The sequence below is a fragment of the Parafrankia elaeagni genome, assembly GCF_000374165.1.
In the GTDB taxonomy this organism is placed as follows: Bacteria; Actinomycetota; Actinomycetes; order Frankiales; family Frankiaceae; genus Parafrankia; species Parafrankia elaeagni.
Genome location: NZ_KB893672.1, coordinates 98,271 through 112,625, shown reverse-complemented (window position 1 = coordinate 112,625; position 14,355 = coordinate 98,271). Strand labels below are relative to the sequence as shown.

At 72.1% G+C, this 14,355-nt stretch carries 8 protein-coding genes and 1 pseudogene; 6 read left to right on the top strand and 3 right to left on the bottom strand.

What is annotated here, in order from left to right:
• Position 1: 1 nt before the first annotated feature.
• The 4 genes and pseudogenes from B207_RS0104020 (at position 2) to B207_RS42735 (ending at position 6,630) form a co-directional block, all read left to right on the top strand.
• Positions 2-1,762, top strand: a complete 1,761-nt coding sequence (locus B207_RS0104020; protein WP_018635227.1) for a serine/threonine-protein kinase — start codon at positions 2-4, stop codon at positions 1,760-1,762.
• Positions 1,763-1,931: 169 nt separating this feature from the next.
• The gene (locus tag B207_RS0104015) at positions 1,932-3,158 is read left to right on the top strand and encodes an effector-associated domain EAD1-containing protein (RefSeq protein ID WP_026310654.1); all 1,227 of its coding nucleotides are present in this window, start codon (positions 1,932-1,934) and stop codon (positions 3,156-3,158) included.
• A 208-nt stretch (positions 3,159-3,366) separates the two neighbouring features.
• Positions 3,367-5,307 (top strand): annotated as a pseudogene (locus tag B207_RS42740) (GmrSD restriction endonuclease domain-containing protein); the annotation flags it as partial.
• Between the two features lie 129 nt (positions 5,308-5,436).
• Complete coding sequence (locus tag B207_RS42735; protein WP_407671356.1) at positions 5,437-6,630, top strand: ADP-ribosylglycohydrolase family protein; 1,194 nt, start codon at positions 5,437-5,439, stop codon at positions 6,628-6,630.
• Between the two features lie 50 nt (positions 6,631-6,680).
• On the opposite strand, the gene B207_RS0104005 is transcribed toward B207_RS42735, so the two are convergent.
• Positions 6,681-7,673, bottom strand: a complete 993-nt coding sequence (locus tag B207_RS0104005) for an aldo/keto reductase (protein ID WP_026310653.1) — start codon at positions 7,671-7,673, stop codon at positions 6,681-6,683.
• A gap of 180 nt (positions 7,674-7,853) precedes the next feature.
• Here B207_RS0104005 and B207_RS0104000 point away from each other — a divergent pair, with 180 nt between their 5' ends.
• The gene (locus tag B207_RS0104000) at positions 7,854-8,723 is read left to right on the top strand and encodes a helix-turn-helix transcriptional regulator (protein WP_018635224.1); all 870 of its coding nucleotides are present in this window, start codon (positions 7,854-7,856) and stop codon (positions 8,721-8,723) included.
• Between the two features lie 142 nt (positions 8,724-8,865).
• Positions 8,866-11,805: a helix-turn-helix transcriptional regulator gene (locus B207_RS0103995; protein WP_230204823.1), complete on the top strand. Its 2,940-nt coding sequence runs from the start codon at positions 8,866-8,868 to the stop codon at positions 11,803-11,805.
• Positions 11,806-11,906: 101 nt separating this feature from the next.
• Here the strand turns inward: B207_RS0103995 and B207_RS0103990 are convergent, their stop codons facing one another.
• The gene (locus B207_RS0103990) at positions 11,907-13,343 is read right to left on the bottom strand and encodes an alpha/beta hydrolase domain-containing protein (RefSeq protein ID WP_018635222.1); all 1,437 of its coding nucleotides are present in this window, start codon (positions 13,341-13,343) and stop codon (positions 11,907-11,909) included.
• 239 nt (positions 13,344-13,582) lie between these two features.
• Entirely contained in the window at positions 13,583-14,146 is a 564-nt protein-coding gene (locus B207_RS0103985) for a TetR/AcrR family transcriptional regulator (RefSeq protein WP_018635221.1), read from the bottom strand.
• Between the last annotated feature and the right edge of the window lie 209 nt (positions 14,147-14,355).

The following is a 14,355-nucleotide window of genomic DNA, read 5'->3' as shown; positions in this document are numbered from 1 at the left end:
CGTGCCCGGACGGCGGACGGTCATCGCGGGGCGGTACGAACTGACCACGCCGATCAGCCGCGGCGGGATGGGCGAGGTCTGGCACGGCTACGACACCGTTCTCGACCGCGACCTCGCGGTCAAGCTGATCAGGGCGGACATCATCGAGTCCGTCGGCCGCGCCGGGTTCGTCAGCCGGTTCCGCCGGGAGGCGCGGGTCACCGCGAAGATCGAGCATCCCGGCGTGCCGACCGTCTACGACGCGGCCTTCGACGAGACGTCCGACCTGTTCTACCTCGCGATGCAGCTCGTCCACGGAGTGTCCCTCGCCGACATCCGCAACGAGCACGACGGGCCGATCCCGCTCGACTGGGTCGTGTGCATCGCCGCGCAGATCTGCGCCGTGCTGTCGCACGCGCACGCGATCCCGGTCATCCACCGCGACCTCAAACCGCGGAACGTGATGGTCGACCAGGTGGGCACGGTCAAGGTGCTCGACTTCGGCATCGCCACCGTGCTCGGCACCGATGTCACCCGGCTCACCACCACCGGCCAGATGCTCGGGACCAGGCCGTACATGTCACCCGAGCAGATCAGGAGCACCCCGGTCAGCCCCCGCAGCGACCTCTACTCGCTGGGCTGCCTGCTGCACGAGCTGCTCGCCGGGCAGCGGGTGTTCCCCGCCACGAACGAGGTGTCGCTGATCTACCAGCATCTGCACACCCCGCCGACACCCGTGCGGGCGCTGCGCCCGGATGTCCCGGCAGAGCTGGAGTCACTCGTCCTCGACCTGCTGGCGAAGGAGGCCGTCGACCGGCCGGCGGACGCCTGGGCGGTGCATGATCGCCTTGCGCCGTTCCTGCCCGCCGCCGAACCCGGCGGACCCGACTACACCGGCATACCAGGCGCGCTGCCCGACCCGACCCGCCCGTACCGCCGCCCGGGAGCCCCGCTCCCCCGCCCGTACCGCCGCCCGGGAGCCCCGCTCCCCCGCCCGCGGCCATCCGACGGTTCGCGTGTTCCCGGACTGTCCGCGCCTCGCGCTCACCAGCCCCGTGCTCACCAGGGCGATGAGAACGCCCCCGACGCAGGCAGGCCCCCGACGGCCGGGCCGCGCGGCGGGCAGGCCGAGGCCGCTGTGCCGGGCGGTCTGCCCGCTGCCCCACCGGTCCCACCGGTCCCGCCCATCCCCTCTCCCGGAGCCGGGCGACACGTTCCCGACGAGGAGCTGGACGCCGCCCACAGCCAGGCCGTGGAGCTGCTCGAAGAGGAACGGTTCTCCCAGGCAGCCGATCTTCTCGCCGGGCTCCTCCCCGCGGCCGCCGCCAGCCGCCCACCCGCGGACCCTCGGCTGCTGGACCTGCGCCGCACTCTCGCCGCGGCCTGGTTCTACGGCGGTGACTTCCGCCGTGCCCTCCCCGAGCTGGACCAGCTCTCGGGCATCCTCGCGGACGTCCACGGCCCGCGGGACGAAGAGGCGATCAACTGCCGCCGCCAGGCCGCCTTCTGCCATGCCGAGCTCGGCGACTTCGACCGGGCCCTGGGCGATCTCCTGCGGCTCACCGAACCGCTTGTCGGCCGGTACGGACCCGACTCCGAGCCCGCGCTGACGCTGCGCCTGGACATCGCCCGCTTCCAGGCCGCCGCCGGCTACGCCACCGACGCCCAGGCGACCCTGCGCGGCCTGCACGCGGACGCCGGCCGCCTCCTCGGCCGCCAACACCCCGTCACCCAGCAGGCCGCCGGCCTCCTCGCCCGCCTCCGGCCGTCATCCGACGCCTGATCACCAAGGCTGTCACGACCACTCGCCCCTCCCATAACCTGCCGGCGGGCCTGCCCCTACATGGACCGCCGCCGAGCGACAATGATCGTCGTGTCCCGGCGACGATCTGGATCTCGGGTGGCCGTTTTCTCTGCGTACGGGGGTCGGAGTGACAGATCGAGACCTGTCGATGTCCGACACCGACATCCTGTTCCTTCAGGAGACATGCGCCGCCGTCGTGACGGGCGACGGTGCGTTCCGGCGGATTCTGGCCGAGATCGGGTTTCCGTCAAGCCGCATGCCCACCCTGAGCATGACCACCCCTCAGCTTGCCTGGTTCGAGGTCTTCGAGGAGTTCCGCCATGGCGTGATATCGACACCGTACCGGCGACTGCTCGTGGCGATGCTGCGGCAGTGGCCGACGCACCCAGCTCTCCAGCGCCTGCGCACGGACCACCTCGGGGACGGCTCCGCCGACACGACTCCTGATGGACGGTCGACCGACCGGAGCACGGCCGTTCTCGAACCACCCGTCATGACACGGGTTCCGGAGCCTCCGCGGGTTCCGGAGCCGTCACGGACGCATCGTCGACTTTCCCGTCCGTCCAGGGCCGCCGCGGCGACGGTGCTCGTCGCAGCGCTGACCGGCGCCGGAATCGGGATCACCGCGTTCAGGGAGGCCTCGCAGGAAGGCAGTCCGGGCGGCCTTTCCTCCCCCACCGCCCCAGCCGGCCCCACCGGCGGCGGAACCCCGCGCACCAGCCGGGCATCCGGCGTCACACCCACGGGGACACCGACCGATCCGGCCGTCCTGCCCATGCCCTCCACGCCGGTGTCGACACCGACACCGGCGTGGGCACCGGCATTGACACCGGCGTCCGATGTCGTGCCGGCACCGCCGGTCGACGCCGCCCCGTCTCCGGCCGGGTGCGTGCTGTCCCCGCCACCCACCGGAGGCACCGACTTCTTTTTCTCCGACCACGGGAGCGGTGCCGGGGTGACCGTGACCGAGGTCCAGCACACGCTGGCCACGACGCCGGCGGTGTCCGCCTCCCTGGCCATCCGAATCACCGGCGAGCCCGCGGCCGGCGATCGTCTCTATCTGTACGTGCGCGAGGACAAACTCTCCTCCGGCAACGGCCCCGGCCGGGACGGATACACACCCGGCGACGACGCCTACCGGCCGCTGGCGGCGATCTCGCCTGACGGTGACGGCTGCTGGCGGCAGCAGGTCCGTCTCGGCGATGCCGAGGAGGTGGGTCTCGACTTCGATCTGTTCGTCGTTCTGGTCGACGAAGAGGCCTATCAGTACTGGATCAGAGACACGCCGGCGGAGAAGATCCACGTGAAAGAAATGATCACGAAAGGAGTCGGCGACTTCCGCTGGCTCACCCAGATCGAGGTCCCCACTCCCTGAAAGAGTCCTGTCCGAGGGCTTTCAGGGCACGCCGCGGTGCTCTCCCCCTCTGGGAGCCCGAGCCTGCCGTGGAACATTCGCGGGTCTGGACCGAGAAGCGACCGGGGCGTATCTGACGCCGTGGCCGCAGGTCGACAATCGCTAGGATTGCTTGCTGACGGTCACCGGACCGATCGAACGGGCGAACGACGCGGGGGCGGCGTATTCCATGAAGGCGAACGAGACCACACTCGGCAAACTGCTGCAGGGCCAGTGCCAGTACCTCGTCCCGCTCTACCAGCGCCCCTACAGCTGGGGCAGGTCGAACCTGCGCCAACTGTGGGCCGACATCCTCACCGTGGTCGCCGAGGGCCCGTCGGCCTCGCACTTCATGGGTTCGCTGGTGCTGGCCCCCAGCCCGTCCACCACCCCGGCCGGGGTCGCCGTCTGGCTCGTCGTGGATGGGCAGCAGCGGCTGACCTCGCTGAGCATTCTGCTGTGCGCCATACGCGACCACGTCAGGGAGAACGACTCCCACCTGGCCGGCAAGATCGACGACCTGTACCTGCTCAACAGATACGCCGAGGGCACCGAGCGGTACACGCTGCTGCCAACCCGGGCGGACCGCGCGGCCTGGACGGCACTGCTGGAGGGACTGCCGGCCGCCGGGGGGCGCGCCGGCGTCGGCGAGGCGTACCGGTTCTTCCGCGCCCGGCTCGCCGAGCTGGAGGATGCCGAGGACGAGGTGAGCCCCGCCCGTGTCGAGCAGGCGGTCGTCGGCCAGCTCGCGGTCGTGGAGATCGCCGCGCACGCCGACGACGACGTGTACCGGATCTTCGAGTCGCTGAACCACACCGGCCGCCGCCTCACCCAGGCCGACCTGCTGCGCAACTACCTGTTCATGCGCCTGCCAACGCGGGCCGACCACGTCTACGACTGGCGCTGGTACCCGCTGCAGGAGATGCTCGGCGACACTCTGGAGGACCTGATCTGGCTCGACCTCGTTCTGCGCGGCGACGACCGGGCCACCAAGGACAACGTCTACCAGGCCCAGCGCCAGTTCCTCGACACGCTGCCTGACGAGGACGCGGTAGAGGAGTGGATCCACGACCTGCACGCGAAAGCCCTGCTGTTCCACCGGCTTCTCGACCCGGACAGGGAGCCCGACGACCAGCTTCGCCCCGCCCTGTGGCGGTTGCGCAGGTGGGGCGCGGATGTGGTCCGGCCCATTGCCCTGCACCTGCTGATCGAGCACGCCGCCGGGCGTGTCGACGCCGCCGAGGGCGCCCGGGCGCTGCGGGTCGTCGAGGGTTATCTGGTCCGCCGGATGATCGTGGGCATCGCGAGCGCCAACAGCAACAGGATCCTGATGTCCCTGGTCAAGGAGCTCGGCGACACCCCGCCGACCGCGGACGCCGTCACCCGCGTCCTGTCCGGGCCGCGCAAGAAGTTCCCGAGCGACGAGCACGTCCGGGAGGCCGTTCTCGTCAACCCGTTCTACTGGACGGGCCGCGGGCCGCAGCGGACCTACGTGCTCCGCTGCCTCGAGGAGGACCACGAACACCTGGAACCGGTCGACTGGGACGCGAAGCTCACCATCGAGCACGTCCTGCCGCAGTCCCTGAACCGGCCCGGCTGGCGGGCGACCCTCGACGAGGAGGTACGGGACGGCGAATCCCGGGACGAGCTGCACCGGTCGGTGGTGCACACCCTGGGCAACCTGACCCTCACCGCGTACAACCCGAAACTGGCCGACCATGAGTTCGACCAGAAGCGCACCCTGCTGGCGGACAGCGGGCTGGCCATGAACCGGGAGATCGGCAAAACCCCTCGGTGGGGCCGGGCGGAGATCCAGCGGCGGGGCCGAGACCTCGCCGACCGCGCCCTGCGGATCTGGCCGGGCCCGGACACGAGCGTGGAGGAGGCCGCGCCGCCCAGCCGGCGCTGGACGCTGTTGACCCAGGTTCTCGCCTCGATTCCCGCCGGCCGCTGGACCAGTTACTCCGACGTGGCCGAGGTCGTCGGCACCCACGCGGTGGCAGTAGGGCAGCGGCTGGCCAACGTCCGCGTCCCGAACGCCCACCGGGTGCTGAAGCTGAACGGGGCGGTCTCTCCGGAGTTCCGGTGGCCCGACCCCGACCGGGTCGACGACCCGCGGGCGGTACTGACGGACGAAGGAGTGATCTTCGGCCGCTCCGGGCGGGCGTTGGCCCGCCAGCGCATGACCGCCGCCGAACTGGTCGCGGCGGCCGACCTGGAGTCCGACAGCGCGGCCCCGGCGGCCGTCGTCCCAGGATCCATGACGCTGGAAGCCACTGCCTCCGCGCGAGCAGAGACCGAAGCCGCACTGGGCGGCCAGCGGCCGACGGACACCGCCGGCGGGCCCACCGTGCTCAGCTACGCCGACCGGGTGCGCGGATGTCTGCTCGGCGGGGCGCTCGGCGATGCGCTGGGCGCCGGAATCGAGTTCCACGACCTGGCAAGCATCCGGCAGGCGCACGGCCCCGCGGGCGTCACCGGGCTGACGGTGGCGTACGGCGTCCGCGCGCCGCTGACCGACGACACTCAGATGACGCTGTTCACCGCTGAAGGGCTCATCCGCGCGTCGGTGCGGAGCCGGTCGGGTGACTCCCTTCACCCGCCCTTCCACCCGCCGACCGTGTTGTGGAACGCCTACCAGCGCTGGCTCGCGACGCAGCGGCTGGACGGGCCGCCCGAGCCCGCCGACGGCTGGCTAGCCTCCCAGAAAGTGCTCTACGCGCGACGGGCGCCCGGGAACGCCTGTCTGAGCGGTCTGGCGCGCCCCCGACCCGGCACCCTCGACGACCCGGCCAACCCCGACAGCAAGGGATGCGGCACGGTGATGCGCTCCGCGCCTTTCGGGCTGCTCCGTAGGTCGCCGCAGAGTTCGTGGGATCTCGCGGTCGAGTGTGCCGTCCTCACCCACGGCCACCCGAGCGGCTATCTCGCGGCGGGCGCGTTCGCCTGGATCATCGCGGAGATCGTCAGTGGTGCGTCCGTCACCGGCGCCGCCGCGTCGGCCCTCGACCGGCTGGCCGCGCAGCGGCAGGGCGGCGAGGTCAGCGCCGCGCTGCGGGCGGCGCTCGGCGCAGCCGAGGAGGTGATTGCAGGCGAGGGGACTGTCACTCCGGAGCGGGTGGAATCCCTCGGCGGTGGCTGGGTCGCCGAGGAGGCGCTGGCCATCGCCGTCTACTGCGCTGCAGCTCTCCCCGACGACCCGCGCGGCGCGCTGCTCGCGGCGGTGAACCATTCCGGTGACAGCGACTCGACCGGCGCTGTCTGCGGGAACCTCGTGGGGGCCGCGCTGGGGGAACACGCCCTGCCCCAGGACTGGGTCCGCGAGCTCGAAGGCTTCGAGATCGTCGAGCGGGTCGCCGACGACCTCGTCCGGGAGATCGACCGGACACGGTTGGTCTCCGACGAGTTCGGCGCCGCGACCCAGGGCTGGCTGGCCACCTATCCGGCATCCTGACCAGCCGCAGCGGCTGGCCTGGCTGACGACGCCTGATCACCAGGCCGGTGTCAGTTTCCCACTCCGAGGCCGGACATGAACGCGGTCGGGTACCGGTCGCCGCGGGCCGAGCCGGCCGGGACGGCTTTCTCGATCTCGGCGAGATCGTCGGCGGTGAGGTTCAGGTCGAGGGCGGGCAGTGCCTCGGTCAGCCGCTCGCGGGTGCGGGCGCCGATCAGGGGCACGATGTCCGCCCCCTGGGCGGCCACCCAGGCGATGGCCAGCTGGGCGACGGTGGCGCCCGTCGCCGCGGCGACCCGACGCAGTGCCTCCACCAGGGTGAGGTTGTGCTCCACGTTCCCGCTGGAGAACCGCGGGCTGTGGGCACGGGCATCGCCGGGGGCTGCCTGACCGGCGTTCCAGTGCCCGGAGATGAGGCCACGGCTGAGGACCCCGTACGCGGTCAGGCCGATGCCCAGCTCCCGCAGGGTGGGCAGGACGTCCGCCTCCACCGCCCGCGACACCAGCGAGTACTCGATCTGCAGGTCGGCGATCGGGTGTACGGCGTGCGCGCGGCGGATCGTCTCGGCGTCGACCTCCGAGAGGCCGACGTGTCGCACATAGCCGGCGTCGATCATCTCCTTGACGGCGCCCACGGTCTCCTCGATCGGGACGGCCGGGTCCAGCCGGGCCGGGCGGTAGATGTCGATGTGGTCGGTGCCCAGCCGGGTCAGCGAGTAGGCCAGGAAGTTCCGCACCGCCTCGGGGCGCCCGTCCGCCCCGCCGAACCCCCCGCCCGGCCCGCGCAGCATGCCGAACTTGACGCTCAGGACGTAGCTGTCCCGGTCCCGGCCGCGCAGTGCCTCGCGGAGCAGCAGCTCGTTGTGGCCCATGCCGTAGAAGTCGCCGGTGTCGACGAGGGTGATGCCGGCATCCAGGGCGGCGTGCACGGTGGCGGTGCTCTCCGCGTCGTCGGACGTCCCGTAGGCGCCTGACATGCCCATTGCGCCCAGACCGAGCGCGCCGACGGCCGGTCCGGAGCTGCCGAGAGTTCGTGTCCGCATCGTGGTCTCCTTCATCGTCTGCTGGCGCATCCTCTGGTGGCGCATCGTCGGCTGTCGTCGACGGCTGTCGACGACGGCCTCGTCCACCGTGGCCCGGCGACGGCGCGTCCGGGAGCGGAGCGTCCATCGTGGGAGTGCCGCTCCCTGGCTGGACGCGCCGGGCCGAGGAACCATGAGGCGATGGAACGTGACGAGCTCGCCGACTTCCTGCGACGGCGCCGCGCGGCGATCCGCCCGGCCGAGGTGGGCCTGGCCGACGGCCCGCGGCGGCGCACCACCGGCCTGCGCCGGGAGGAGGTCGCCATGCTCGCGGGCATGTCGGTCGACTACGTGGTGCGGCTTGAGCAGGGCCGCAGCAGCCAGCCGTCGGTCCAGCTGCTGGGTGCGCTGGCCCGGGCGCTGCGGCTGTCCGACGACGAGCGTGACCACCTGTTCCACCTGGCCGGCCACCAGCCGCCGGCTGCCGACGGCACGGCCGGGCAGGCCCGGCTGGCCCGCGCCGGGCTGGTGCGCATGCTCGACCTGCTCGGCGACACCCCGGCCCTGGTGCTCTCCGACCTGGGCGAGATCCTCGCCCGGAACCGGGCGGGGCTGCTGTTGGCAGGCAGCCTCGCCGACGTCGAGGGCGACCGGCGTTACCCGGTGTACCGCTGGTTCACCGAGGCTGCCGCCCGCGCTGTCAGCCCGCCGGAGGAGCATGAGCATCAGTCTCGTCAGCTCGTGGCCGACCTGCGGGCGACCGCGGGGCGGCGCGCCGGCGACCCTGAGGTCACCGGGCTCGTCGAGCGGCTGCGGGCCGCCAGTGCCGAGTTCCGCCGGCGCTGGGCCGAGCACGAGGTGGCGGTCCGGCGTGCCGACCGCAAGACTCTGCTGCACCCACGGGTCGGCCGTCTGCTGATGGACTGCGAAACCCTGGTTACTCCGGATCAGGGCCAGCAGCTGTTGGTACTCACCCCGGCGGATGCCGAGACGCGCGAGCGGCTGCAGCTGATGCTGGTCCTCGGCATCGAGGAGTTCCCCGCGGAGGGGGCCGGCCGACCACTCCGGTGACACGGACGGGTCCAGGCGGCGCGACACTGGACAGGTGACGAGGGCGGGAGGCTTGTGGCGGTCACGATGAGCGCGATGCTCCCGCGAAGCGTGCGGCGGTCTTCGGGGGGCTCTGTCCCCCGCCGGGCTGTCACGTCATGGCGTGACTGACGCGGCCTCGTCTGTGTCACGGTCGGTGCATCCCGGCGAGGGCGGGCTGCTGGGGCGGGATGCGGAAAGGCGGCGGGTCGGGTCGCTGCTGGAGTCAGCCCGTGACGGCCGTGGGGGTGCGCTGCTGCTCTGCGGTGAGCCGGGCATCGGGAAGACGGCACTGCTGGAGACGATGGCGTCCAGGGCTGTGTCCGAGGGTTTCCGGCTGCTGCGGGTGGACGGGTACGAGGCGGAGTCGGCGCTCCCGTTCGCCTCGGTGCACCGGTTGACGATTCCGCTCCGCGGGCATCTCCCGGTCCTTCCGGAGCGGCAGCAGCTGGCACTGCAGGTGGCGACCGGGGCGGTGGACGGCCCCGCGCCGGATCGGTATCTCGTCGGTCTCGGCGTGCTGGGCCTGCTGGCCTCGGCCTCCACGGCGCCGGCGCCGGCGGGCGAAGCGATCCCGGCTGGCGAAGCGCCGCCACCGATCGTCTGCGTTGTCGATGACGCGCATCTTCTCGACGCGGAGTCGTTGGACGTGCTGGCCTTCGTGGCCCGTCGGCTGGAGGCGGAGCGGGTCGCGCTCGTGTTCGCCGCCCGTGACGAGTTGTGGGTGACCGAGCGGATGGCCGGGCTGCCTGTTCTGCGGCTGGGCGGGCTGGGGACGGAGGCGGCGGTCCGGCTGCTGAAGTCGGTGTTGCGGGAGCCGATCGACACGGCGGCGGCCACGCGGATCGCCGACGCGACCGGGGGCAGCCCGCTGGCCCTGATCGACCTGGCGGACGAGCTGGGCGTCCGGCAGCTGACCCGGTCGAGTGTCGCCGTGGAGCCGATCCCCGTCGGGAGCCGGCTGGAGGCGTGCTATCTGCGCCGGATCCGCGGGGCCGACCCGCGACTGCAGGCGTGGCTGTTGGTCGCCGCCGCCGAGTCGACCGGTGACGTGGAGCTGGTCCGGGCGGCGGCCCGGCGGCTCGGTCTCGTCGACATCGTCGGTGACGAGGCGGAACTGGCCGGTCTGGTGGAGCTCGGCGCGTCGCTGAGCTTCCGGCATCCGCTGGTTCGGTCCGCGACGTACCACGGTGCGCCGGGGGCGGAGCGGCGGCGGGCGCACCGCGCGTTGTCCACCGAGGCGGAGGCCAGGGGCATCGTGGAGCTGGCGGCCTGGCATGCGGCGAAGGCGACGGTCGGTACCGACGAGCAGGTCGCCGACCGGCTGGAACGGGTGGCGGATCTCGCGGCGCACCGCGGCGGGCTCAGGTCCCGGGCCAGCGTCCTCACGCAGGCGGCGGCGCTGACGCCCCCCGGGCCGGCGAGGAACGGCCGGCTGGTCGCGGCGGCCGAGGCCGCGCTGGCGGCCGGTGCCGCCGGTCTGGCGAAGAGCCTGGCGGACGAAGTGGCCGACGAAGTCGCCGAGTCGGGAGGGACGAGAGGGACGGGCCGGGCGGGAGGGACGGGCCGGGCGGGAGGGACGAGCGGGGCGGGAGGGACGAGCGGGGCGGGCGAGAAGGCGCTGGCGGCGCTGGACCCGGTCACGCGCGGCCGGCTGACCAAAGTCCGGGTCGATCACACGTTCTTCACGGCCGGGCCGGCAGTCGTCCGCGGTGCGGCCGACATGCTCGCGGCGGCCGCGTGTTTCCACGGGCATGACGTCGGCGCCGAGCAGGACGCGCTGCTGGACGCCTTCCACCGTGCGCTCGCCGTGGAGCGGCAGGGGCGGGAGGTCACCCTGCCCGTGCTGGGCCGCCGCCTGCTCGACGGCGCCGGCCTGGCGCACGGTGTCGCCGGGACGATTCTGCGTGCGCTGGGCACCTACATCCTGCGGCCCTACCGGGAGGCGGTGCCCGAGCTGCGTGCGGCCCTCGACGTCGTCAGCGGGCTCACCGGCGCCGATCTGATGAGATACGGCGCGATCAGCATCGCTCTGACCACCGCGTTGTGGGACGAGACGGCGACGCGGGACATCCTGGAACGGACGGCCGCCGCCGCACGGGAGCGGGGTTCGCTGCCGGTGCTCGACACCACCCTGTGGATCCTGTCGCTGACCCTGCTGCACAGCGGGACGCCGCGGCTCGCGGACCAGTACGTCGAGCAGGTCCGCGAGCTGCGCCGCGCGATCGGCTACGAGGCCGAGCATGTGGTCAACGTGGCGCTGCTGGCCTGGTCCGGGGGTCCGCGTGCCCAGGTCGAGGCGGCCGCGGACGCGGCCCGCGCGGCCGGCTTCGGCGGTGTGTACGCCTCAGGGGTGGGCGCGCTGGCCGTGCGGGACCTCGCCGAAGGTCGTTACGACGATGCCTACACGCGACTGAAACCCCTGGTGGATGACCCTTTCCTGCAGGTGACTCCGCTGGAGTACCCGGATTTCGTCGAGGCCGCGAGCCGCGGCGGACGTGTCGCGGAGGCGGCGGGGGTCGTGGCGCTCCTCGAGGACCTGGCGACGGTCAACGGTTCGGTCTGGACGCGGGGCGTGGCCCAGCGGTCGCGGGCGTTGGTGTCCGACGACCACGAGGCCGAGGCGCACTACGCCGCGGCCGTCGCGACGCTTCGTCCCACTGTGCTGACCGTCCAGCTGGGCCGGTCGCACCTGGTCTACGGGGAGTGGCTGCGGCGCGCCCGGCGGCGCCGGGAGGCCCGGGAGCACCTGCGGCGCGCGGTCGAGATCTTCGAGGGCGCGGGCGCGCCGGCCTTCGCCCAGCGGGCCCGCACCGAGCTGGAGGCCACCGGGCAGCGCCTGCCGGCCGGGCAACCACGCGAGGCTCTCGACCTGACTCCCCAGGAACGGACGGTCGCCCGGCTCGCCGCCGCCGGCCGTACCAACGCGGAGATCAGCGCGACCATGTTCATCAGCACGAACACCGTCGACTATCACCTGCGCAAGATCTTCCAGAAGCTCGGCGTCACCTCCCGTCGGCAGCTCGCGGGCCGTCTCGAAGAGTCCCGAGCGGGTGTTCTTTGACGTCCTGTCAGGTTTCGCTCCGCGGCGGTGACCCGGAGCCCGTTGCGGGTGACGCCGGCCGGCCCTGCGCTGCTGTTCGTCGAGGCCAGGGACCCAGGGATCTATTGGATGCGGGTCGGTTGCGCGTAGGCGAGGAGCGCGTCGCGGTCTGCCGGCAGGGCGAATCCGGCTTTGATCGTGCTGTCCGCGGCGGTGGTGTATTTCTGCAGGTAGGCGTCACTGGACGGGTAGAGGGCGGTGAGACGCTCGGCGGGCAGCGGTGCCGTGGATCCGAACAGGCTGCAGATCACGGAGGGGTTCGGGCCGGGGGTGCCCGACAGGATGTCGACGGGTACGTCGACGGGTGGTGTACGGACGCCACCGCGGGCGATGCCGTCGGCGTCGCGGGCGACCTGCGGCGGGCTGTTCGGGGTGACCTCGAGCCGCGGTGCCGTGGCAGGCAGCGTCCCCTCGCCTACCCATTCCTCGAGGGCGTGCAGTGCGGCCTTGACGACGACGTGCATGGGTGCGTTGTTGATCGCTCCGCAGCCGAGAGCGTCCGCGAACGGCCCGACCGTGTGTGCGTCAGCGTGCGCGGCCCCGGCGACCTCCCAGAGGCGGAACTGGCCGCTGTCGGGTTGGCGTGAGACGACGGAGTTCAGCGGGGCGCGCAGGTCCCCCTCGGCTTGCACCTCGAGCACCGGCACGTCGGTGTCGGCCCGGATGATCGTCGGTGAGGTCGCCGTTTCGGAGCCGAGGCTGGCGGGCTCACCGGGCGCGGCGAGCGGAAGGCCGCCACCGCCCCGGCTGTGGACGAGAAAGCCGTCGAACTCGCGCGTGAGGGGTTGCACCCCGTTGATGTAGGTGACCAGCGCGAACGCCGACTGGGACTGGCCCGCTGCGAGCACGTGCCGCGGCTTCAGGTCACCCATCGCCACGCCGCCGGCACGTACCGCGCGTGCGGCTTGGGTGAAGATGTCGAAGGAGTACCCGTCGCCGGGTTGGTTGAGGGAGCCGTACCGCGCGGGGTCGGTGTTGACCAGTCCGCCCGCGGTGGCGCTGCCGCCGTCGGTCGGGGTGAGGGCGGGGCCGCCCATGACGCCGATGCGCTGCGCGGAGACACCGACCCACGCGTGGCCCCGCCGCACCAGCTCCTCGTGCGTGCTCGACCACACGACGTCGGAGTCGGTCCCGGAGCTGACGTTCAACCACTCGACGATGACAGTGCCGCTGAACTTCTCCGCGGCCGGCCGGCGTACGAGGACCCGGGTGGTGTATTCGGCCGTGGTGCCGGCCTGGAATGTCCAGCGGCCGTCGGGAGCGAGTTCACCCTGCGGGTCGTAGGACGTCGCCGTCCCAGACGCGGCGTACTCGGTCTCGACGTATCCGGTGTCCGCAAGGTCGACCCTGGTCGGGGAACCCAGGCCGACGCCATTGCCGCCGCTGAGCTCATGCAGGTCGGCAGCCGGTCCCGCGGGTCGCGGCGGTGCCGCCGTAGTCGTCTTCGCCGCCGTGGTCGGCGTCGGCCCCGAGCCGTCGGAACATGCCGACCCGAACACGGCGACAGCTAGGAAACAGGCGAACGCCGAGACCTGCCTACCCGCCGAGAACCTACGCTTTCTGGACAAATTCTCAAGCCTCCGTCGTTTCCGTCGAGTTGCGTCTGATCCCGCGATCAGGCCAGCTGAGCCGAATCGCGGATCGGCCCGCTGATCACATCGGTGATCGGACCCCGGTCGTCGGCGGCGGAAGGCAGCTCGCAGTGAGCTCGCAGTGGAGGACACGGCTGCCCGGGTCATCAGACGTGACCTCCGTCCGCGCGGAGGTGCTGGCTGGCGGTGACGACCGACACGAGGCGGAGCAGGCGGTCCGTGAACTCCTCGGGATCGAGCGGGTCATCACCGTCGATCAACCAGTCGTTGATGACCGCGGCCATCCCGCCCGAGAAAAACGCCGTCAGGTCCTCCGCCGTGCCCTGGTCCAGCTCACCGAACAACATCCGCACGACCGGCCGTTGCAATGAACCGAGCACACCGTTCAGCGCCCTGGCCATGGCGAACGCGCACGAGCCGGTCAGCATCGCGCGGTAGAACGACCGGTGGTGGGCGAAGTGCCGCGCCGTCGCCAGTGCCCGCCGCCGCCCGGCCTCGGTGCCGCCCTCGATCTGCGGCAGGAGTTCCCGCCTGACCAGGTCGATCGCCGCCTCCACCAGAAGCGACTCACGATCACCGAACTGCACGTAGATCACTTGCCGGCTCACGTCCGCCACCGCGGCGAGGTCGGTGACCGGGATGGCCGTCGTGCCGCGCTCGGACACCAGGAGCACCGCAGCCGCGAACAGAGCCGTGCGTGAGCGCTGCACCCTCCGGTCGAGGGGGCGGGGCGCCTGCGACGGCTCATGGTGCACAGATCGATAGTAGACATCTGTCCACAAAACGACAAGCGTCAATTATCGCCGCCGTCAGGCTGTCGATCGGACGAACTGTTCCGACTACGTGTGCCACGTGGTTCGCGCGGCGGCGCCTGGGATTCAGGGTGGGAGAAGGCGATGCCCGTCCACCGGAAACCGCA

Excerpts from the sequence above, each read along its gene's own strand:
- B207_RS42735 (WP_407671356.1), top strand. The coding sequence starts at position 5,437 with ATGACGCTGGAAGCCACTGCCTCCGCGCGAGCAGAGACCGAAGCCGCA.
- B207_RS0104005 (WP_026310653.1), bottom strand. The coding sequence starts at position 7,673 with ATGCGGACACGAACTCTCGGCAGCTCCGGACCGGCCGTCGGCGCGCTC.
- B207_RS0104015 (WP_026310654.1), top strand. The coding sequence starts at position 1,932 with ATGTCCGACACCGACATCCTGTTCCTTCAGGAGACATGCGCCGCCGTC.
- B207_RS0104000 (WP_018635224.1), top strand. The coding sequence starts at position 7,854 with ATGGAACGTGACGAGCTCGCCGACTTCCTGCGACGGCGCCGCGCGGCG.